Origin of the sequence: Micromonospora sp. NPDC005215, assembly GCF_040607915.1 — a bacterium.
GTDB lineage: Bacteria > Actinomycetota > Actinomycetes > Mycobacteriales > Micromonosporaceae > Micromonospora.
Genome location: NZ_JBEXHQ010000040.1, coordinates 1 through 20,735 on the forward strand (window position 1 = coordinate 1; position 20,735 = coordinate 20,735).

The 20,735-nt window shown below is 72.0% G+C and carries 18 protein-coding genes; 10 read left to right on the forward strand and 8 right to left on the reverse strand.

What is annotated here, in order from left to right; genetic code table 11:
- Positions 1–448 precede the first annotated feature (448 nt).
- Positions 449–1,129 carry a DUF998 domain-containing protein gene (locus ABZU25_RS25520; RefSeq protein WP_355031893.1) on the forward strand — a complete coding sequence of 227 codons (681 nt, stop codon included), beginning with the start codon at positions 449–451 and terminating at the stop codon, positions 1,127–1,129.
- On the opposite strand, the gene ABZU25_RS25525 is transcribed toward ABZU25_RS25520, so the two are convergent.
- Positions 1,086–2,489 (reverse strand): NAD(P)H-quinone dehydrogenase, encoded by a 1,404-nt coding sequence (locus tag ABZU25_RS25525; RefSeq protein WP_355031894.1) that lies wholly within the window; start codon positions 2,487–2,489, stop codon positions 1,086–1,088. The two genes, ABZU25_RS25520 and ABZU25_RS25525, sit on opposite strands and share 44 nt — an antisense overlap.
- Positions 2,490–2,595: 106 nt before the next feature.
- Between ABZU25_RS25525 and ABZU25_RS25530 the strand changes: the two genes are divergently transcribed.
- Positions 2,596–3,051 (forward strand): gamma-glutamylcyclotransferase, encoded by a 456-nt coding sequence (locus ABZU25_RS25530; RefSeq protein ID WP_355031895.1) that lies wholly within the window; start codon positions 2,596–2,598, stop codon positions 3,049–3,051.
- A 75-nt stretch (positions 3,052–3,126) separates the two neighbouring features.
- Here the strand turns inward: ABZU25_RS25530 and ABZU25_RS25535 are convergent, their stop codons facing one another.
- The 3 genes from ABZU25_RS25535 to ABZU25_RS25545 form a co-directional block, all read right to left on the reverse strand.
- Entirely contained in the window at positions 3,127–3,870 is a 744-nt protein-coding gene (locus ABZU25_RS25535) for a hypothetical protein (RefSeq protein WP_355031896.1), read from the reverse strand.
- A 104-nt stretch (positions 3,871–3,974) separates the two neighbouring features.
- Positions 3,975–4,991, reverse strand: coding sequence for a hypothetical protein (locus ABZU25_RS25540; RefSeq protein ID WP_355031897.1), 1,017 nt, complete (start codon positions 4,989–4,991; stop codon positions 3,975–3,977).
- Between the two features lie 4 nt (positions 4,992–4,995).
- Entirely contained in the window at positions 4,996–5,628 is a 633-nt protein-coding gene (locus ABZU25_RS25545) for an MBL fold metallo-hydrolase (protein WP_355031898.1), read from the reverse strand.
- Between the two features lie 114 nt (positions 5,629–5,742).
- Here ABZU25_RS25545 and ABZU25_RS25550 point away from each other — a divergent pair, with 114 nt between their 5' ends.
- On the forward strand, positions 5,743–6,720 hold the full coding sequence (locus ABZU25_RS25550; RefSeq protein WP_355031899.1) for a DUF4349 domain-containing protein: 978 nt from the start codon (positions 5,743–5,745) through the stop codon (positions 6,718–6,720).
- On the opposite strand, the gene ABZU25_RS25555 is transcribed toward ABZU25_RS25550, so the two are convergent.
- Complete coding sequence (locus tag ABZU25_RS25555; RefSeq protein WP_355031900.1) at positions 6,677–7,936, reverse strand: amidohydrolase; 1,260 nt, start codon at positions 7,934–7,936, stop codon at positions 6,677–6,679. The genes ABZU25_RS25550 and ABZU25_RS25555 overlap by 44 nt on opposite strands.
- Positions 7,937–8,386: 450 nt before the next feature.
- Positions 8,387–9,970 carry a methylmalonyl-CoA mutase family protein gene (locus tag ABZU25_RS25560; protein WP_355031901.1) on the reverse strand — a complete coding sequence of 528 codons (1,584 nt, stop codon included), beginning with the start codon at positions 9,968–9,970 and terminating at the stop codon, positions 8,387–8,389.
- 206 nt (positions 9,971–10,176) lie between these two features.
- On the opposite strand from ABZU25_RS25560, the gene ABZU25_RS25565 reads away from it, so the two are divergent.
- Complete coding sequence (locus ABZU25_RS25565; protein WP_355031902.1) at positions 10,177–12,243, forward strand: serine/threonine-protein kinase; 2,067 nt, start codon at positions 10,177–10,179, stop codon at positions 12,241–12,243.
- Positions 12,244–12,290: 47 nt separating this feature from the next.
- Positions 12,291–13,970, forward strand: coding sequence for a phospho-sugar mutase (locus tag ABZU25_RS25570; protein WP_355031903.1), 1,680 nt, complete (start codon positions 12,291–12,293; stop codon positions 13,968–13,970).
- Positions 13,971–14,100: 130 nt separating this feature from the next.
- Here ABZU25_RS25570 and ABZU25_RS25575 read toward each other — a convergent pair whose 3' ends face one another.
- Positions 14,101–14,778 (reverse strand): GPP34 family phosphoprotein, encoded by a 678-nt coding sequence (locus ABZU25_RS25575; RefSeq protein ID WP_355031904.1) that lies wholly within the window; start codon positions 14,776–14,778, stop codon positions 14,101–14,103.
- Positions 14,779–14,853: 75 nt separating this feature from the next.
- On the reverse strand, positions 14,854–15,486 hold the full coding sequence (upp, locus tag ABZU25_RS25580; protein ID WP_355031905.1) for a uracil phosphoribosyltransferase: 633 nt from the start codon (positions 15,484–15,486) through the stop codon (positions 14,854–14,856).
- A 126-nt stretch (positions 15,487–15,612) separates the two neighbouring features.
- Between upp and deoC the strand changes: the two genes are divergently transcribed.
- The 5 genes from deoC to ABZU25_RS25605 all read left to right on the forward strand — a co-directional run bounded on the left by deoC (position 15,613) and on the right by ABZU25_RS25605 (position 20,639).
- Positions 15,613–16,572 (forward strand): deoxyribose-phosphate aldolase, encoded by a 960-nt coding sequence (gene deoC, locus ABZU25_RS25585; protein ID WP_355031906.1) that lies wholly within the window; start codon positions 15,613–15,615, stop codon positions 16,570–16,572.
- A gap of 6 nt (positions 16,573–16,578) precedes the next feature.
- Positions 16,579–18,009, forward strand: a complete 1,431-nt coding sequence (locus ABZU25_RS25590; RefSeq protein ID WP_355031907.1) for an aldehyde dehydrogenase family protein — start codon at positions 16,579–16,581, stop codon at positions 18,007–18,009.
- Entirely contained in the window at positions 18,002–18,826 is an 825-nt protein-coding gene (locus tag ABZU25_RS25595; protein WP_355031908.1) for an aldehyde dehydrogenase family protein, read from the forward strand. Before ABZU25_RS25590 ends, ABZU25_RS25595 begins: the two co-directional genes overlap by 8 nt.
- 392 nt (positions 18,827–19,218) lie before the next feature.
- The gene (locus ABZU25_RS25600; RefSeq protein ID WP_355031909.1) at positions 19,219–19,725 is read left to right on the forward strand and encodes a BlaI/MecI/CopY family transcriptional regulator; all 507 of its coding nucleotides are present in this window, start codon (positions 19,219–19,221) and stop codon (positions 19,723–19,725) included.
- 8 nt (positions 19,726–19,733) lie between these two features.
- Positions 19,734–20,639 (forward strand): M56 family metallopeptidase, encoded by a 906-nt coding sequence (locus ABZU25_RS25605; protein WP_355031910.1) that lies wholly within the window; start codon positions 19,734–19,736, stop codon positions 20,637–20,639.
- Positions 20,640–20,735 lie beyond the last annotated feature (96 nt).

Sequence of the window (20,735 nt, forward strand, 5' to 3'; positions counted from 1 at the left end):
CCGGTTCCGACCTTCGACAAGCCAGAACCTAGGCAGGACAACGGCGTGCGCCAAAAACGACGCGCCCAACCACCCACAGACACGTCACAAGACCCATATTTATACCTCTGAGGTATACCGCTCACCAGCACATCGCGATGGCGGGCAGCCACAGCGGATGGCGAGCGGCCCTCCGCTACGGCCTCGGCGTGCGGGCCGGCCGCCTGGGTTGTCGGACGCCGAGTTACTGACCGTCGCGGTGGCACAGGCTTCACCGGGGGTTCGTTGCGAGGCCCGATGGCTGCGGTTTCTTCCCGTGCATCGCACAGCGCCCACTCGCCATGACCTCCGCGATCTGGCACAACCGCGCCACCGGACTCAGGACTTACTCGTCTAGGGGGAGTCCCGGGGTCCGAATTCGGTGGCCGTCCCGGATTCGGCTCGGGTCCTTCCGGCGACAGGCTGAGACATGCCTGGAACCCGGAACACCGGTCTGCTGGCCCTCGGCGGGATCGCCCTGGCGGCGCTGCTCACCGTGATCGGTCACCTGGAAGTCAACGACGACCTCAGCCCGTGGGCGCTGACCATCAGCGACTTCGCCGTCTCCGACCGGGGCGGCGTCATCGACGTCGCCATGGTGGTGCTGGCGCTCGCCACTGTGGCGCTGCTGTACGGGCTGCACCGCACCGACTCACCCCGACCCGACCCCGGGCGGACGGCCGAGCTGCTGCTCGGCGCGTGGGTGGGCGGGCTGCTGCTGGCCGCGGTCGTACCGACCAACGAGCCGGGCACCGCCATGACCACCGCCGCGTACCTGCACCGGTACGCCTCGGTCATCGCGTTCCTGGCGCTGCCGGTCGGCGGCTGGCTGCTCGCCCGCCGGGACCACCTCACGCCGGCCGCCCGCTGGCTGCGCGGCTTGGCGCTGACCAGTCTCGTCCTGGCCGCGGCCATGGTCTGGTCGGCCTATCCGGGAGACCGCGTGCTGATCGGGTTGGCCGAGCGTCTGCTCATCCTCACCGAGGTCGGTGTGCTCACCACCGTGGCACTCGCCCTCACCCGCTCCAGCTCATCGACCAGAGTCATCGCCGGTCCGGCTGCCACCGTCACTCCAGCTCGTGGAGCATCAGCTGGCGGGCCGCTTCGGTGATCGAGCCGGAGAGGCTCGGGTAGATGGTGATGGTCTGCGCCAACTCGTTGACGGTGAGGTTGTTCTCCACCGCCATGGTGATGGGCAGGATCAGCTCGCTGGCCTTCGGCGCGACCACCACCCCGCCGATCACCTGACCGCTGGCCGGCCGGCAGAACAACTTCACGAAGCCGTCGGAGAGATCGTCCATCTTCGCCCGGGCGTTGCCGGAGAGCGGCAGCATCACCTGCCGGGCCGGCACCTTGCCCGCGTCCACCTCGTCCTGCGAGACACCCACGGTGGCCAGTTCCGGGTCGGTGAAGACGTTCGCCGCCACGGTGCGCAGCCGCAGCGGGCGCACCGCCTCGCCGAGCGCGTGCCACATGGCGATCCGACCCTGCATGGCGGCGACGCTGGCCAGCAGCAGCACCCCGGTGCAGTCACCGGCGGCGTAGATGCCGGGCACGTTGGTCCGGGAGGCCCGGTCGACCGTCACGTAGCCGCCCCGGCCCAGCGCGACGCCGTACTCGGTCAGGCCCAGGTTGGCCGTGTTCGGAATCGATCCGACAGTGATCAGCGCGTGCGAGCCGGTGACCCGGCGGCCGTCGGAGAGTGCCACCTCGACGCCGTCGGCGGTACGCCGGACCGCGTCGGCCCGGGAGTTGTTGAGGATCTCCATGCCCCGGTTGCGGAACACCCGCTCGATGGCGGACGCGGCGTCGGCGTCCTCGTGCGGCATCACCCGGTCGCGGCTGGACACCAGGGTGACCTGGACGCCCATGGCCAGGTAGGCGCTGGCGAACTCCGCGCCGGTGACACCGGAGCCGACAACGATCAGGTGCTCGGGCAGCTCCGGCAGGTCGTACACCTGACGCCAGGTCAGGATGCGCTCACCGTCCGGTACGGCGGTGGGTAGCTGGCGGGGTGTCGAGCCGGTGGCCACCAGCACGGTGGTCGCGTCGATGGAGTATTCCTCGCCGCCGTCCGCGGGGGTCACGACGACCCGGTGGGTGTGCCCGAGGGCGTCCTCGCCGAGCCGGGCGGTGCCGGCCACGAAGGCAACCCCGGCCTTGAGCAGCTTGGCGTGGATGTCGGCGGACTGCGCCAACGCCAGTCGCTTGACCCGCTCGTGCACGGCCCGCGCGTCGACGGTGACCGCCTCCAGGCCGTCCGAGTGCACCCCGAACTCCTCGGTGTCCCGGTAACCGGTGACCACCCCGGAGCTGGCGATGAAGGTCTTCGACGGTACGCAGTCGGAGAGCACGCAGGCCCCGCCGGCACCATCGGCCTCCACCACTGTGACATCGGCGTCCAGCTGGGCGGCGACCAGGGCCGCCTCGTACCCGGCCGGCCCCCCACCGATGATCACGATCCGGCTCACAGCGTTCGCCCTTCGTCAATGCTCACAGTGACTTTGTTCTCTCGAGCGCATTCGACACGCACTGTCGTATTCTCCCCCACCCGTTGGTCGGGCTATCGTCATCGCCGTGCGTCATCACGCCGCCTACGGCTCAAATCTCGACCCTGCCCGGATGCGCGCCTACTGTCCGCATTCGCCGATGGTGGGCACCGGCTGGCTGGAAGGCTGGCGGCTGACCTTCGCCGGGGCGGACGTGATCGGCTGGGAGGGCGCGGTGAGCACCCTTGTCGAGTCTCCCGGTGACCGGGTCTTCGTGGCGCTCTACGACATCCACCCGTACGACGCGGCCCAGCTCGACGAGATCGAGGGGGTGACCGCCGGCACGTACCGCAAGCTGCACGTCCGGGTCTCCACCCTCGACGGCGACGTGACCGCGTGGATCTACGTGTTCAACGGGTACGAGGGCGGCCTGCCGACCTCGTGGTATCTCTCCGAGATCGCGAACGCCGCCGAGAAGGCGGGCGCCCCGGACGACTACGTCACCGAGTTGCGGTCCCGCCCCACCGGCACCGCGTCGGCGTAGCAGCGCGTATCGCACCTCCCCAGTCTGCTACCGCCGCCGACCGGACCACGGATCGGGTGCGAGCGGGGTCGTCAATCACACACCGGCGGCGAGGTCGGCCCGGGTGCGGTGCAGCAACTCGACAAGCTCGGCGCCGGCAGCCGGGCCGAGGGCCGTGAACGCCGGCGCGACGAGACGGTTGGTCACCGCCTCCGCCCAGAGTCGTCGACGCACCAACGGCCCGATCGGCGGGTAGGGCGGCGGCCAGCCGCAGGCCACCGCCCCGGCCTCCCCCTCCGGCCCGGCCAGCACGGCCTCCAGCGGGGTCATCCCGGCGGCGCGTACCGCCAGCAGGTAGGCACCGGTGAAGTGCTCCCGGAGCAGTCGCAGCCCGGCGGCGGTGCGGGCCCCCGGCGAGAGATCCGGCAGCGGCATGGCCCGCCAGGCGGCGAAGAGCGGCATGGCGCTGGCGTCCGCCGCCACCACCGCCCGCTCGACGAGCACTGTCAGGCGCTCGGTGGCGGGCAGGGCGTCGAGCTGCTGCGCGCCCCATCGGCAGCACTCGGCGAGGCTCGCTGCCGCCACCTCGACCGGCGGGACGACCCGGGCGGCGGCGTCCCACCCGTCGGCGACCGCGTCCGGGGCGATGAACCCGAGCGCCGCGGCGGCCGTCTCGGCCCGCACATCGCCGAGCGCGCCAGCCCGGCCACTGATGTAGAACGCCCAGCCGGAGATGCCGAGCAGCCGGGCCCGGCGCAACGTGGCCGGGTCCCGGGTGAACGCGTCGCCGAGGTCGAGCACGACCGGCTTGCTGGCGGCAGCGACCTGCTCCGGTGTCATCCGAGCGGCCCTCTCGGGCAACCCGATCCGTCGACCACGACGAGGCCCCGATCCGGGATCACCCGCCCTGGACGGCCCGCACACTCGTCGTCGTCCATCGATTGTCAGTCTGCCGCGCCACCGCCCGCGTCCGCATCCCCCTCTTCGGCCGCCAACGCCTCGACCGCCGCCTCGACCTCGCCCGCGCGCCGCCGCGCCACGGTGGCCGCACGCTCGGCGGCACGCCGAGCGAGTTTGGCCCGGCTGAGATCCTGCTCGGCGACCGCCCGCCGCCGCTCCAGCTCGGCCAGCTCGGCCTCGATTCCATCGAGTACGGCGGCAACGTCCCGCTCCTGCCCGGCCGCCTCGGTCAGCTCGGCCTCCGCGCGCTGCTGGTCGGTCCGGGCCCTGGCCAGCTCCCGGTCCAGGGCGCGGCGCTGCCGGGCCCGCTCGGCACGGGCGGCCCGCTGCGCGGCCTGCTCGGCGCGCTCCGCGGCCCGGTCCGTGCGGGAGGTTGTCTGGTCCGTGCGGGAGGTTGCCCGGTCCGTGCGGGCGGCTGCCTCGGGACGCCCCCGCTGGGCGGCCGGTCGGCGGGCCGGGCGTTCCTCCTCCGGCTCCTCGTCGTCGCCGGTGACCAGCCTCAGCTGCGGCCGGGGCACCTCGCCGAAGCCGGCGTAGCTGGCCGCCCGGAGCAGGCGGCCCGCCCGGACCTGCTCGGCGACGTCGACGTCGGAGAACGCCGCGTTCAGTGTCGACTCCACCTCGGCCAGGGGCAGCCGACCGGCCGGTGGCGCGTCCGGCTCCGCCGCCGCGAGCTTGCGGACCTCGGCGACCAGGGCGGCGACCACCGCCCGGCGTTGCGCTGACAATTCCCGCAGCCGGGGCCCGCGCAGCTCCCGCTGGGCCGTACGCAGCGCATCGGCGAGCTGGACCAGGTCGGCGACCAGCTCCGGGCGTTGGATGGCCAGCAGGTTCACCAGCCAGGCCGCCACCGTCGGGCGACGTAGCCGGGCCAGCTGTCGGGCGGTGCCCGGATCGCCGGCACGGCGGGCGTCGGCCACGGCGGCGTCCCGGGCGGCCACGAACCGGTCCGGTGGGATGCGGTAGAGCTGCTGCACCAGCTCCGTTGAGGGGCCGGGCATCGGGTCAGACGTCCACCCGGCTGCCGGGCTCCAGCCGCTGGTACTCGGTGCCGGACAGCGCGGCGTACTGCCCGTTCAGCACGCCCAGACCGTTGTCGTTGAGCAGGCCGTCGTGCAGGGCGTACGCCCGCCGGGGCGCGACCGCGCGGATGAAGTCGAGCACCTCGGAGAACTTCGACCAGGGGGCGTGGATCGGGGCGAAGAGCGTGTCGACGGGTGTCTCGTCGGGCACCACCAGGGAGTCACCCGGGTGGTAGACCACGTCGTTGATCAGGTAACCGAGGTTGTCCACCACCGGGATGTCGGGGTGGATCACCGCGTGTCGCCCCCCGTACGCCCGGATGGCGACCCCGGCGGCGGTGAACGACTCACCGGGGGTGACCGGGTGCAACACCTCGGCCGCGTCGCCCAGGGTCTCGGCGAGCGAGGCGGGCCCGTGGATCGCGAACGGCTGCCGGTCGAGTTGCCGGCGCACCGCGGCCAGGTCGAGGTGATCGGGGTGCTTGTGGGTGATGAGCACCGCGTCCGCGCCGTCCAACGCCGTCGCGGAGTCGCCGAACACACCGGGGTCGACGACGAGCACTCCCCCGTCGTGTTCCACCCGGAGGCAGGAGTGGGCGTACTTGGTGAGCCGCATCGTGACTCCTCGATTATCGAATCGTGACGTCCTCAGCGCAGTCTGCCGGAACCAGCCGACGTGTGCGCCGCGTCCGAGCTATCGCCACACCGGACGACAACGAGGGGAGCGGGGATGGACGGACAGGTGGTACGACGCCGCGGCAGACTGCTGGCGGTAACGGCACTGGCGGCGGCGCTCGCGTTGAGCGGCTGCGGGGCCGGCGACAGCGGGTCGACGGACACCGCGGCCGACGCCCCGGCGGCGAACGGCGACGCTGCGCGGGACAATGCGGCAGCAGCACCCGAGGCGGCCAAGGCCGGGGAACCGCAGCAGGGCGGGGCCGGGGCACCCCAGGAGGCCGGCACCGGCGCACCGGACCTGCGCGTCGACCAGCGGGCCATCATCTACACCGGTTCGATGCGGGTGCAGGTGGACGATGTGGACGCCGCCGCCCGCGAGGTGAGCGCCCTGGCCACCCGATCCGGTGGCTTCATCGGCGGTGACCAGCGGCGCAGTGCCGGTGCCGACGCGGTGGCCGAGTTGCAGTTGCGGGTGCCGGCGGCGAAGTTCACCGACGTGGTGGACGAGATCGCGAAGCGCGGCAGCCAGCAGAGCCGGGAGATCAGCACCGAGGACGCCACCGAGGCGATCGTCGACCTCGACGCGCGTATCACCAGTCAGCGGGCCAGGGTGGAGAGCGCCCGCCGGTTGCTGGCCCGCGCCACCTCGATCACCGACCTGGTGTCGTTGGAGAACGAGCTGGGTCGCCGCGAGGCCGACCTGGCGTCGTTGGAAGCCAAGAAGCGGCGGCTGGCCGACCTGACCGCCCTCTCCACGATCACCGTGACACTGGTCGGGCCGGCGGCGAAGACCACCCAGGAGAAGGCCGAGACCGGCTTCCTGGTCGGGCTCAAGGGTGGCTGGAAGGCGTTCGTCGCCTCGTTGACCGTCCTGCTCACCGTGCTGGGGGCGCTGCTGCCGTGGCTTGTGGCTTTCGGCGTACCGGTGGCGGTCCTGCTGCTGGTGCTGCGCCGGCGGAAGAGGATCTCGATCCCTACCGCTCCGGTCAGCGCGCCGCCGCCAGTGCCCGCAGCGCGGTCTGCACCATGACGCGTACGCCGGCGGGGATGGCCCGCTCGTCCACGTCGAAGCTTGCCCGGTGCAGGTCGACGTTGGGACCCGAGCGGCCCACACCGAGCCGGGCGAGGGCGCCGGGGACGTACTCCAGGTACCAGGAGAAGTCCTCGCCGCCCATGCTCTGCGGTGTCTCGGCGATCCCTTCCGGACCGAGCGCGGCGGCGGTGGCCGCCGTCAACACCTGGATCGCCCGGGAGTCGTTGCACACCGGCGGCCGGCCGCGCAGGTATTCCAGGTCGACGGTGGCGCCGGTCGGCGCGATCACGTCCCGGACCACCTGAGCGACGATCTTGGGTGCCTGCTCCCACGTGTCGCGGTCCATCACCCGCAGGGTGCCGGAGGCGCTCGCCTCGGAGGGGATGACGTTGTAACGGGTGCCGGCCGACGCGTGGCCGAAGACCAGCAGCAGGCCACTGTTGGCCGGCACCCGGCGGCTGACCAGGGCGGGCACCTCGGTGACCAACCGGCCGAGCGCGTCGACCAGGTCGACCGTCAGGTGCGGTCGGGCGGTGTGCCCTCCCGGGCCGGACAGCCGGACGGTCACGTTGTCGGCGGCCGCGGTGATCGGGCCGACCCGCAGGCCGACCTGCCCCACCGGCAGGTTCGGGTCGCAGTGCAGCGCGAAGATCTGCACCACGTCGTCCAGGCCACCGGCCTCGATGACCTCCAGCGAGCCACAGGGCAGAATCTCCTCGGCCGGCTGGAAGATGAGCCGGACCCGCCCGTCCAGCTCACCCAGGTCGGCGAGTTGGGCCAGCAGCATGCCGACGCCGAGCAGGATCGAGGTGTGCACGTCGTGCCCGCAGGCGTGGCAGACGCCCTCCACCGTCGACCGGTAGGGCACGTCCTTGGGGTCGTCGAGGGGCAGGGCGTCGATGTCGGCCCGCAGCGCGACCACGGGGCCGTCCGGCCGGCCGTTGACGTCGCAGATCACACCGTTGCCGTTGGGCAGCAGGCGGGGGGTGAGCCCGGCCAGCGAGAGCTCCCGGGCGATCAGGGCGGCCGTCTCGAACTCGTTGCCGGACAGCTCAGGGTGCGAGTGGAGGTGACGGCGCGTAGCGATCAGCCCCGGAACCCGGAGGGCGAGGAGGTGGTCCAGTTCGCGGGGCAGCGGCTGGGAGCCTGGCGGCGTCTCCAGCCAGGACGACGCCAGCTGGCCACCCGTGGGCAGCGTCATCGCACTCGTCACGTCGAATTCTCGATCACTAGAAATGGATGGATCATCGGGGACAGCAGACAGCCTAGACCTCCGACGGTGACGCTGCGCAACCTCGTTACGGTAATGATCAGAACGCGCAGCGTCAGGTATGCCCTGTTCGGAGCGCTCGGAGATGTGTGGGACAGCAGGTAGATCGCTATCGAACGCCGACATCCGCCCCTCACCTCCTACAACGCGTAACCGATCGCGGCGGCTCCGAACCTGGCGGAAGACGCGCGGATCCTGGTGCAAATTGTCGCATTAGTCGGGGTGATGAACTGACACTCCGACAATTAGCCGACCACACTCCGCAACGAGCCGGATAGGGACGCTCACATGGCGTCGTCCGCCACGGGCGCACACCGTGTGCGTCCGCGCTCCTCCGACCCGGTACCCGCCCAGCGCGATGGACACACCGCGTCGCGTCCGCGACCGGGACGCTCAGAAGCGATCGGTGGGCCGGTACAGCCCCCACACCTCGCGCAGCGTCCCGCAGACCTCACCCACTGTGGCCCGGGCCCGCAGCGCCTCCTTCATCGGGTAGAGCACGTTGTCCGAGCCCTCCGCGGCGGCCCGCAGATCGGCGAGGGCCCGCGTCACGGCTTCGCCGTCCCGCTCGGAGCGCAACCGCGCCAGCCGCTCGGCCTGGGCCGCCTCGATCGTCGGGTCGACGCGCAGCGGCTCGTACGGCTCCTCCTCGTCCACGGTGAACCGGTTGAGCCCGACCACCACCCGCTCACCCGAGTCGATCTCCTGCGCGATCCGGTACGCGGACTGCTCGATCTCCCGCTTCTGGAACCCGGCCTCGATCGCGTCCACCGCCGAGCCGTGATCGGCCACCCGCTCCATCAACTCGAGCGCGGCGGCCTCGATCTCGGCGGTCATCGCCTCCACCACGTACGACCCGGCGAACGGGTCGACGGTGGCGGTCAGGTCGGTCTCGTACGCCAGCACCTGCTGGGTACGCAGCGCGAGCCGGGCCGCCTTCTCGGTGGGCAGCGCGATCGCCTCGTCGAAGCTGTTGGTGTGCAGCGACTGCGTGCCGCCGAGCACCGCGCCCAGCCCCTGCACCGCCACCCGGACCAGGTTCACCTCCGGCTGCTGCGCGGTGAGCTGCACGCCCGCGGTCTGGGTGTGGAAACGCAGCATCAGCGACTTCGGATCCTTCGCGCCGAAGTCGTCGTGCATCAGTCGGGCCCAGATCCGGCGGGCGGCGCGGAACTTCGCGACCTCCTCCAGCAGTGTGGTGCGGGCCACGAAGAAGAACGACAGCCGGGGCGCGAAGTCGTCCACCGCGAGCCCGGCGGCCAGCGCCGCCCGCACGTACTCGACGCCGTTGGCCAGGGTGAACGCGATCTCCTGCGCGGGCGTCGCGCCGGCCTCGGCCATGTGGTAGCCGGAGATGGAGATGGTGTTCCACTTCGGCACCTCCTTGCGGCAGTACGCGAACGTGTCCGCGACCAGGCGCAGCGACGGCTTCGGCGGGAAGATGTACGTGCCCCGGGCGATGTACTCCTTGAGGATGTCGTTCTGGATCGTGCCGTTGAGCGCCGGGCCGGCCACCCCGTTCTCCTCGGCGACGAGCTGGTAGAGCAGCAGCAGCACCGAGCCGGGCGCGTTGATGGTCATCGAGGTGGAGACCTTGTCCAGCGGGATGTCGGCGAAGAGCAGCCGCATGTCCTCGATGGAGTCGATGGCGACGCCCACCTTGCCGACCTCGCCGTGCGCGATCGGCTCGTCGGAGTCGTAGCCCATCTGGGTCGGCAGGTCGAACGCGACCGAGAGGCCCATCGTGCCGGCCCGCAACAGCTGGTGGTACCGCGCGTTGGACTCGGTGGCGGTGCCGAAGCCGGCGTACTGGCGCATGGTCCACGGACGGGAGGTGTACATGGTGGGGTAGACCCCCCGGGTGTACGGAAACTCGCCGGGGGCGCCCAGCCGGGAGTCCAGGTCCTCCGGAAGGTCCGCGCCCGTGTAGACGCCCTTGATCGGAAAACCGGACTCGCTTGACCGCCGTTCGTTCATCCCCGGATGGTAGGACGCCCAGGCCCGTGGTCGGGTGAGGGATACCGCACAGCCTGTCCCGAGCCGTCGACAGGAGGTGAACGACGGGGCACTTTCTGTCGACTTCGATAAACGTCCGTCGCGTCGGCTTTCGCATCGGGCGTCGGAACCAGCAAGATAGGGGGGTTGTGTCCCAGCCCCCCTCGATTTCCCCCGGTGGCTTTTCTGTGACTCAGATCCCGACGTGGAGCGGCGGACCAGTCAGTTCCGCCAACGGCCGCGCAGCACCCGGCACCACCATCGGTGACCGGTACTCGCTGCGGTCCTCGGTGGGCAACGGCGGCATGGGCACGGTGTGGCGTGCCACAGACACCCTGCTGCGCCGCGACGTGGCGGTGAAGGAGGTCGTCCTGCCTCCGGGGCTGGCCCCCAGCGACCGTGACGCCATGTACGAACGCACCCTGCGCGAGGCGCGGGCCGCCGCCGCCATCCAGCACCCGGCGGTGGTGCAGGTGTACGACGTGGTCACCGAGGCCGGTCGGCCGTGGATCGTGATGGAGCTGCTGGACGCCCGCAGCCTCGCCGACATGGTGATCGAGGACGGGCCGGTCGCGCCCCGCGCCGTCGCCAAGATCGGCATAGCGCTGCTCGGCGCGTTGGAGGTGGCGCACGCGATCGGCGTGCTGCACCGCGACGTCAAACCAGCCAACGTGCTGATCTGCACCGACGGGCGGTGCGTGCTCACCGACTTCGGGGTCGCTCGGATGCCCACCGACGTGCAGCTCACCACCCCCGGCATGGTGCTCGGCTCGCCGCACTTCATCTCGCCCGAGCGGGCCATGGGCCAGGAGTTCGGTCCGCCGAGCGACCTCTTCTCGCTGGGTGTGACGCTCTACACGGCGGTGGAGGGGCGACCCCCGTTCGACAAGGGTGACCCGATCGAGACCATGCACGCCGTGGTCGAGGACCCACCGGCCCCGCCGCAGCGCAGCGGCCCGCTGACCCGCGTGCTGATGGGCCTGCTGGAAAAGGACCCGGCGCGCCGGCTGGACGTGCACACCTCCCGGGCCATGTTGCGCGAGCTGCTCGCCGGCCCGCTCGGCAGCACCGCGACCGCTGTGCACTCGGTCACCGACCCGTACGCGGTGGTGCCGGTGCAGCAACGCCCGGTGCCCGTCCTCCCGCCGCCCCCGCCGGAGCCGAAGCCGGACAACCAGATCGGTGGCCCGGCGATGCTGGCCACGGGTGAGTCCCTGACCGACCGGCTGGCCGCGCTGCGCCGGGAGGGGCGCCCTCAGCCGGCCGCCCCGACCAGTGCCACCGGGTTCGACGAGACCAGCGCCGACGCGTTGTCCGGCCCGCTGCACACGCCCACCGGCGCGATGCCCGGCCCCGGCCAGCCGTCCTCCGGGCGTACCTACGGTGGCAGCGCCGACACCACTCAGCGGGTGGACGCCGGCGCACACCCGGACGCCACCCAGCGGGTCAGCTACGGCAGCCCGGCCGATGCCACCCAGCAGGTCGGATACGGCGGCGCACCGGAGGCCACCCAACGCATCGGCGGCGGCACCTACGGTGGCGGCAACCAGTGGTCGGTGCCGGGCACCGGCCAGCCCTGGGCCACCTCGCCCGCCGCTTCGGGCGGCGGCGGCGCTCTCGGCAAGGTCCGCGCCACCGGTGGTCAGCTCGTCGGCACGGTCAAGGGCTGGCCCCGCAAGGTGCAGCTCGCCGCGGCCGGCGGGTTGGTCGTCGTGCTGCTGCTCACCGTGGTGGCCCTCTCCGGCGGCGACGACCCGCCGTCGAACACCCCGGCGGCGCAGTCCACCGCGTCCGCCCCGGCGGCTCCCACTGTCGAGATGCAGGAGCACGCGGCCCGCGGCATCCAGGTCATGGTGCCCAAGGGCTGGAAGAAGGCCACCGGCCCTTCCTACACCGACTACATCGACCCGGAGGACAGCGGCCGCAAGGTGCGCATCATCACGGAGAAGTGGTCAAGCGACGCCAACCGCTGGGCGGAGACGGCGGAAAACGGTCTCAAGACCAGGAGCACCTCCTGCGTCAAGCCGTACCAGCAGCTCAACGCCATCGAGACCCAACTGGCGAGCAAGCCGGCCGCCGAATTCGAATACACCTGCGGCCAGGGCGACGTCATGCGGCACGGCGTCTGGCGTGGCGTGGCGGAGGGCGGCAAGGCGTACTCGTTCTACCTGACGGCGACGGACGCCAAGTTCGCGGAGAGCAAGCCGATCTTCGACGAGATGGCCAGGACGTTCCAGCTCACCGGCGAAGGCTGAGCCGAGGGAACCGACAGCGGTGATCCGCCGCCGTGCTATCAAGAGGCATGGCGGCGGACACCACTGACATCGACGACATTCGCGAGCAAGCCCGACGCTGGCTGGCCGACGACCCCGACCCGGCCAGCCGGGACGAGCTGACGGCGGTGCTCGACCGACTGCCGGCGAGCGCCCCGGAGCTGGCCGACCGGTTCGCCGGTCCACTCACGTTCGGCACCGCGGGCCTGCGCGGCCCGCTGCGCGCCGGCCCGAACGGCATGAACCTCGCAGTGGTCACCCAGGCCGCTGCCGGCCTGGTCACCTGGCTCGCGGCCCAGGGCGGCACCGGCCCGCTGGTGATCGGGTACGACGCTCGGCACGGCTCCCGGCAGTTCGCCGAGCGCACCGCCCAGGTGGCCACCGGCGCGGGCCGTCCGGCGCTGCTGCTGCCCCGCCCGCTGCCCACCCCGGTGCTGGCGTACGCGGTGCGCCACCTCGGCGGGGTCGCCGGAGTGATGGTCACGGCCAGCCACAACCCGCCCCAGGACAACGGCTACAAGGTCTACCTAGGCGCGGAACTGGGCGGTGAGCTGGGTGCCGGCGCGCAGATCGTCCCGCCCGCCGACGCCGGTATCGAGGCGGCCATCCGGGCGGTCGGCCCGCTGACCCAGGTGCCGCTGGGCCCACCCGGGCAGGTGCTCGGTGACGACCTGGCCGCCTCGTACGTGGAACGGGCCACCGCGGTGATCGACCCGGACGGGCCGCGGGACCTGACCGTGGCGTACACCCCGCTGCACGGGGTGGGCGCGGCGGTGCTCACCGCCGCCTTCGCCCGCGCCGGTTTCCCGGTTCCCGGTGTGGTGCCCGACCAGGCCGAGCCGGACCCGGCGTTTCCGACGGTGTCGTTTCCCAACCCGGAGGAGCCGGGGGCGGTGGACCGGTTGATCGCGCTGGCCGACTCCACCGGCGCGGACCTCGCCATCGCCAACGACCCGGACGCCGACCGGTGCGCGGTGGTCGTCCGTGACAGCGCGGGCGACGGCGGGCAGACCTGGCGGATGCTGCGCGGCGACGAGGTGGGTGTCCTGCTCGCCGACCACCTGATGCGCCGTGGGGTGACCGGGCTCTACGCCACCACAATCGTCTCGTCGTCGCTGCTGCGGGCGATGTGCGCGGCCCGGGGTCTGCCCTACGACGAGACGCTTACCGGCTTCAAGTGGATCGTGCGGGCCGGCGGTGGCAGCGCGCCGCTGGTCTTCGGCTACGAGGAGGCGCTCGGCTACTGCGTCGCCCCGGAGCACGTCCGGGACAAGGACGGCATCACCGCCGCGCTGACAGTGGCCGAGCTGGCCGCCGGCCTGAAGACGCAGGGTCGTACGTTGATCGACCGGCTGGACGAGTTGGCCGCCGAGTTCGGCGTGCACCACACCGACCAGCTATCCGCCCGGGTGGAGGACCTGCGGGTGATCACCGACGCCATGGCCCGGATCCGGGCGGCCACCCCGGCCACCCTGCTCGGGCACCCGGTCGACAGCGTCCGGGACCTGCTGCCCGAGGCGGACGTGGTGATCCTGCGGACCGCTGTGGCCCGGGTGGTGATCCGCCCATCCGGGACCGAGCCGAAGCTCAAGGCGTACCTCGAGGTGGTGGAGCCGGTCGTGGACGGTGACGTCCCGACGGCCCGCGGCCGGGCGGCGTCGGCCGTCGCCGCGCTGCGCGCCGAGGTCAGCGCTGCCCTGGGCATCTGAACCCCGCCAGCACCCACCCACAACACGTTCGCCCTTTGCTCTGCACCCGCGGAAGCGCCAATCACTGTCGGTCACTGGCGCTTGGGCGGGTGCAGAGCAAAGGGCACGCCGAGTGGGGTCGACCCGACGCTCAGCGGCGCGGGCCTAGGGCCTGGTCGACGGCCCGGCCCAGGGCGGCCACGACCAGGCCGACCGACGGACGGACCACCGAGTCGTCGGTGTTCACCTCGCCGGAGAAGCCGGCGCCGGTGGCGATCTCCGCCAGCCGGCGGCGCGCGTCGGCGGCGGTCTCGCCGCTCACCCCGAGCGCGGACTCCATCCGCAGCACCACGACCAGGGTGGCCAGCGCGGCGGTCCGCTCGTCCGGGGCCGCCGCGCCGGTCAGCGCCTCGGCCAGCCGCTGCCGGGTCTCCGCCTCCACGGAGGCGTCCACGACCGGGTAGCGGTGCACGTGAATGAAGCCCAACTCGGTCTCGTCGACGTCGCGGACCACACCCTGGCTGCACAGGTCGCCGAGAATCCGGTCCCGCAGGCCGTGCCGCAGGCGCTGCACCCAGGAAGCCGGGCTGTGCGGGGTGTCGGCCGCGACCCGGCCCAACACCTCGTCGGCGACCGGCTCGCCGGTGGGCGTCGGGTCGATCACCGCCAACGACCCGTCGGCGTACGCGATCCGGCCGGCCAGGGCAAGCTCGACCAGCACCGCGGCGGCCATGCCCAGGTCCAGGCTGATTCGCGGCATTGTCGCCTTGCCGGTCGTGTCGTCGTAGGCGAGGAGCAGCAGCTCCTCGGCGAGCGCAACACCAGTCATGGCCGGAGACGGTAGCGGGTCCGCGCACCACCGCGCACGGACCCGCCGGACCCGGCACCGACCGGGGTACCGCCCTCAGAACCGGGGCATGCCGCCGAACTGGCGGTCGCCGGCGTCCCCGAGCCCGGGGACGATGAACATGCGGTCGTTGAGCGCCTCGTCGATCGACGCCGTGACCAGGCGCAACGGCAGACCGGAGCGTTCCAGCCGCTCGATGCCGACCGGCGCGGCGAGCACGCAGAGCACTGTGATGTCGGTGCAGCCGCGGTCGGCCAGCAGTCGACAGGAGTGCTCCAGCGAGCCACCGGTGGCCAACATCGGGTCCAGCACCAGCACCGGCAGCCCGGCCAGATCGCGGGGCAACGACTCCATGTACGCGCGTGGCTCGTAGGTCTCCTCGTCGCGGGCCAGGCCGACGAAGCCCATCGAGGACTCCGGCAGCAGGCCGAGCGCGGCGTTCGCCATGCCCAGGCCGGCCCGCAGCACGGGGACCAGCAGCGGCGGGTTGGCCAGCCGGGTGCCCTCGGTGCCGGTGACCGGCGTCTGCACCGGGTACCGCTCGACGGGGAAGGTGCGCGCCGCCTCGTACACCAGCATGGTGGTCAGTTCGTGCAGCGCGGCCCGGAACGTCGAGGAATCGGTGCGCGCGTCCCGCATGGCGGTCAATCTCGACTGGGCCAGCGGGTGGTCAATGACGTGTACGTCCACGATCGCTCAACCTACCGGTCCCCACGGCAGGCCGGTGCGGGTGCGGTCGGACCAGCGACGCCGCTCACGTCTGCCCACCGACTGTGAGCAAGATCACCAGGCGTTCCGGTGCGTAGACTTCGGGGCATGACGGCGACAACGACGTCGGCCCGGTCGGAGCTCTCCGAGCTGGGACGATCCGAGACCGCTCTGCGGACCTTCCTGCACGGCCTACCGGGCGTGGACCAGGTCGGCGCGGAGCAGCGGGCGGCGCAGCTCGGCACCCGATCCATCAAGACCACCGCCAAGGCCCAGGCGATCGACCTGGCGATCCGGATGGTCGACCTGACCACCCTGGAGGGGGCGGACACCCCGGGCAAGGTGCGCGCGCTCGCCGCGAAGGCGCTGCGCCCCGACCCGGCCGACCCGTCCTGCCCACACGTCGGCGCGGTCTGCGTCTACCCGGCGATGGTCCCGTACGTGGCCGAGGTGCTGGCCGGCAGCGGCGTGCACCTGGCCAGCGTGGCGACCGCGTTCCCGTCGGGCCAGGCGCCGTTGGAGATCAAACTCGCCGACACCCGGGCCGCCGTGGCGGCCGGCGCCGACGAGATCGACATGGTGATCAACCGGGGCGCGTTCCTGGCGGGGCGGTACAAGGAGGTCTACGACGAGATCGTGGCCACCAGGGAAGCCTGCGGGGACGCCCACCTCAAGGTGATCCTGGAGACCGGTGAGCTGGCCACCTACGACAACGTGCGGCGGGCCTCCTGGCTGGCCATGCTGGCCGGTGGCGACTTCATCAAGACCTCCACCGGCAAGGTCCCCGTCGCGGCGACGCTGCCGGTGACGCTGGTGATGCTGGAGGCAGTTCGCGACTTCCGCGCGGCGACCGGGCGGCAGGTCGGCGTGAAGCCGGCCGGTGGCATCAAGACCACCAAGGACGCCACCAAGTACCTGGTGATGGTCAACGAGACAGTCGGCGCGGACTGGCTCGACCCGGACTGGTTCCGCTTCGGCGCGTCCAGCCTGCTCAACGACCTGCTCATGCAGCGCACCAAGCTGACGACCGGCGTCTACTCCGGTCCCGACTACTTCACCCTGGACTGATAGCCGATGTTCGAATACGCCCCCGCCCCCGAGTCCCGCTCGGTGGTGGACCTCAAGCCCTCGTACGGGCTGTTCATCGACGGTGAGTTCGTCGACCCGACCGACGGCGGCAGCTTCAAGTCGATCAACCCCGCCTCCGAGGAGGTGCTGGCCGAGATCGCCGAGGCCGGCGCGGCCGACGTGGAGCGCGCGGTACGCGCCGCCCGCACGGCGTACGACAAGGTCTGGGGTCCGATGCCGGGCCGCGACCGGGCCAAGTACCTGTACCGGATCGCCCGGCTCATCCAGGAACGCTCCCGCGAGCTGGCCGTCCTCGAATCACTTGACAACGGCAAGCCGATCCGCGAGTCCCGCGACGTCGACCTGCCGCTGGTCGCCGCGCACTTCTTCTACTACGCCGGCTGGGCCGACAAGCTCCCGCACGCCGGTTTCGGCGCCAACCCGCAGCCGATCGGCGTCGCCGCGCAGGTCATCCCCTGGAACTTCCCGCTGCTCATGCTGTCCTGGAAGATCGCCCCGGCGCTCGCCGCGGGCAACACGGTGGTGCTGAAGCCGGCCGAGACCACCCCGCTGACCGCGCTGCTCTTCGCCGAGATCTGCCAGCAGGCCGACCTGCCGGCCGGCGTGGTCAACATCGTCACCGGGGCCGGCGACACCGGCCGCGCCCTGGTCGAGCACCCCGGCGTCGACAAGGTCGCCTTCACCGGCTCCACCGAGGTCGGCCGGGCCATCGCCCGGTCCGTCGCCGGCACCCCCAAGAAGCTCACCCTGGAGCTGGGTGGCAAGGCCGCCAACATCGTCTTCGACGACGCCCCGATCGACCAGGCCGTCGAGGGCATCGTCAACGGCATCTTCTTCAACCAGGGGCACGTCTGCTGCGCCGGCTCCCGGCTGCTGGTCCAGGAGAACGTGGCCGACCGCGTGCTGGAGTCGCTGAAGCGGCGGATGGCCCAGCTCCGGGTCGGCGACCCACTGGACAAGAACACCGACGTCGGCGCGATCAACTCCGCCGCCCAGTTGGAGCGGATCCGCGAGCTGTCCGACGCCGGCTCCGCCGAAGGCGCCGAACGCTGGTCACCGCCGTGCGAACTGCCCGACCGGGGCTTCTGGTTCGCGCCGACGATCTTCACCGGCGTTACCCAGGCACACCGCATCGCCCGCGAGGAGATCTTCGGCCCGGTGCTGTCGGTGCTCACCTTCCGCACCCCGGCCGAGGCCGTGGAAAAGGCCAACAACACGCCGTACGGGCTGTCGGCGGGGATCTGGACCGACAAGGGCTCCCGGATCCTGTGGACGGCCGATCGGCTGCGCGCCGGCGTGGTGTGGGCCAACACGTTCAACAAGTTCGACCCCACCTCGCCGTTCGGTGGCTACAAGGAGTCGGGTTACGGTCGCGAGGGCGGCCGGCACGGGCTGGAGGGGTACCTCAATGTCTGAGCGGGTCGCGGTACGCAAGACGTACAAGCTCTTCATCGGCGGGAAGTTCCCGCGCAGCGAGTCGGGACGGTCGTATCTCGTGCAGTCCTCGAACGTGTCACTGGCCTCCCGCAAGGACGCCCGGGACGCGGTGGTCGCCGCCCGCGCCGCCGTGAAGGGCTGGGCCGGCGCGACCGCGTACAACCGGGGTCAGATCCTCTACCGGGCCGCCGAGATGCTGGAGGGCCGCCGCGAACAGTTCGTCGCACTGGGCATCCCCGGCGACGAGGTGGACGCCGCGGTCGACCGCTGGGTCTGGTACGCCGGCTGGGCCGACAAGCTCGCCCAGGTGTACGGCGGCGCCAACCCGGTCGCCGGCCCGTACTTCAACCTCTCCGCCCCGGAGCCGACCGGCGTGGTCGCGGTGGTCGCCCCCGAGCGTCCGGCGCTGCTCGGCCTGGTCAGCGTCATCGCACCGGCGATCGTCACCGGCAACACGGTGGTGGTGGCAGCGTCGCCCTCGGAGCCACTGGCGGCGGTGACGCTGGCCGAGGTGCTGGCCACCTCCGACCTGCCCGGCGGGGTGGTCAACATCCTCACCGGCGCGATCACCGAAACCGCGCCGGCGCTGGCGGCCCACATGGACGTCAACGCCATCGACCTGACCGGCGTGACCGACACCGCACTCGCCACCGACCTCGAGGTCAAGGCCGCGGAGAACCTCAAGCGGGTGCTCCGCCCCGCCCCGGCCGACAACGACTGGTCGGCCGACCCGGGCCTGGCTCGGATGACCGCGCTGCTGGAGACGAAGACGGTGTGGCACCCCAAGGGGGTGTGATCGCGTTTCTCGGCCTCTTGGTTTTCCGGGGGAGCCCGCCCACTCCGGGCGGTCAGGCTTGATCCCTGCGTGGGCGGGCTCCCCCGGAAAACCTGACGTGGGCCGGAACCGTCGGGTGGGTCAGCGTGCGGGTCCTGCCCGACGTCGAGTCGCCGGCCAACGCGGCCGGCGGCGCGGCCTAGATCTGCGCAACTTCCGGGATGTTGCTGCCTCCAGAGCGCTGGAGGCAGCAACATCCCTGTTCTTGTGCGGATCTTGCGCCAGCCCGCCCACTCCCGGCCGTCTTGATCATGGGGTTGGGGTTGGCGGGGAATCGGTCCCCCGGGCCGGTCGACGCCATGATCGACCTGGTCGGGTGGGGTGGGGTCTACTACCGGGGGTAGGATTGGGCGGTGACTCGGTTGGGCGATCTTGAGCGTGCGGTGATGGACGTGTTGTGGGACGTGGTCCCTGGCACGTCGGATGGTGTGACCGTGCGAGAGGTGGCCGACGCGCTCGATGGCCGCGAGCTGGCGTACACGACGGTGATGACCGTGCTGGACCGACTCGCCGGCAAGGGCATGGTGCAGCGCGAGCGCGAAGGTCGGGCCTGGCGGTACCGGCCAGCGGCCAGCCGCGAGGCGCACATCGCCCAGCTCATGCTCGACGCCCTCGACCTGGGCGGCAGCCGGGACGCCGCGCTGGTGCGCTTCGCCCGCTCGGTCACCGGCACCGAGGCCGAGGTGCTGCGCGCGGCGCTCGGCAGCGAGGCCGGCCTGACCGGGTCGGACACCACCGCCGGTGGCACCGGTGCCGTCGGACCAGCCGGGCCGAGCCTGGCCGGGTCCGGTGCCGAACTGACCGACCAGGTGGACGGGCCGGCAGGCCGGCGACCTGCCGGCGAGGCAGCGGAGCGGTAGGGCGCGCCATGGCCTACGCCGTGCACTTCGCCGCCACCATGCTGGCCTGCTATCTGACGGCTCAGGTGCTGGCCCGCTCCACCTGGACGTGGCGCAGCCCCCGAGTGGCGATCATCTGCTGGCAGGCCGTCGGGTTGGCGCTGGGCCTCTCCGCGATGGGCCTGCCGATGGCGCTCGGGTTGAGCACGTACGACCTGCCGACCGGAAGTGCGCTGCTCGCCCTCGCCAACGACCTCGGCCACGGCACCCTGCCGGCCGGGATGAGCACCTTCCACCTCGCCGGCGTCGGGGTGGGCTTCGGCATCGGCGCGGTGCTGGTCACCACGACCGTGCGCAGCATCCACGGCACCGTACGCGCCCAGCGCCGGCACCGGGACCTGCTCTCCCTGGTCGCCCGGGACGATCCGGCCGCGCCCGGCGCGCTGGTGCTGGATCATCCAAGCGCCGCCGCGTACTGCCTGCCGGGGGTGAAGCCGCAGGTGGTGGTGAGCGCCGGCACGCTGAGCCTGCTGGATCGGGCCGAGCTGGCCGCCGTGCTCAGCCACGAGCGCGCGCATGCCCACGAGCGGCACGACCTGGTGCTGCTGCCGTTCACCGCGCTGTGCCGCGCATTGCCGTGGTTCGCCTGGGTCCGCGACGCACACGAGCGGGTCGCCCTGCTTGTCGAGATGCGGGCCGACGACAAGGCCCGTGAGCTGCACGCCGAGGCACCGTTGGCGGGAGCGCTACGCCGGTTCGCCGCCGCTGGTCACCGGATCACCCCGGCGGGCGCGCTGGGCATGGGCGACCGCGATCTTGACGTACGGGTCCAGCGTCTCCTGGTCAGCGACCGGCCACCCCGCGTGCTCGGCGCCACCGCCCTCGCCGTCGCCACCACGCTGGTCGCCCTCCCGGTCACCCTCTTCCTGAGCTGACCCCAGCGCCCAGCGCGACCCTCCGCGACCCTCCGCGACCCTCCGCGACCCTGCGACCCTGCGACCCTTCGCGAGCAGCGCGGCCTTACCCGCACT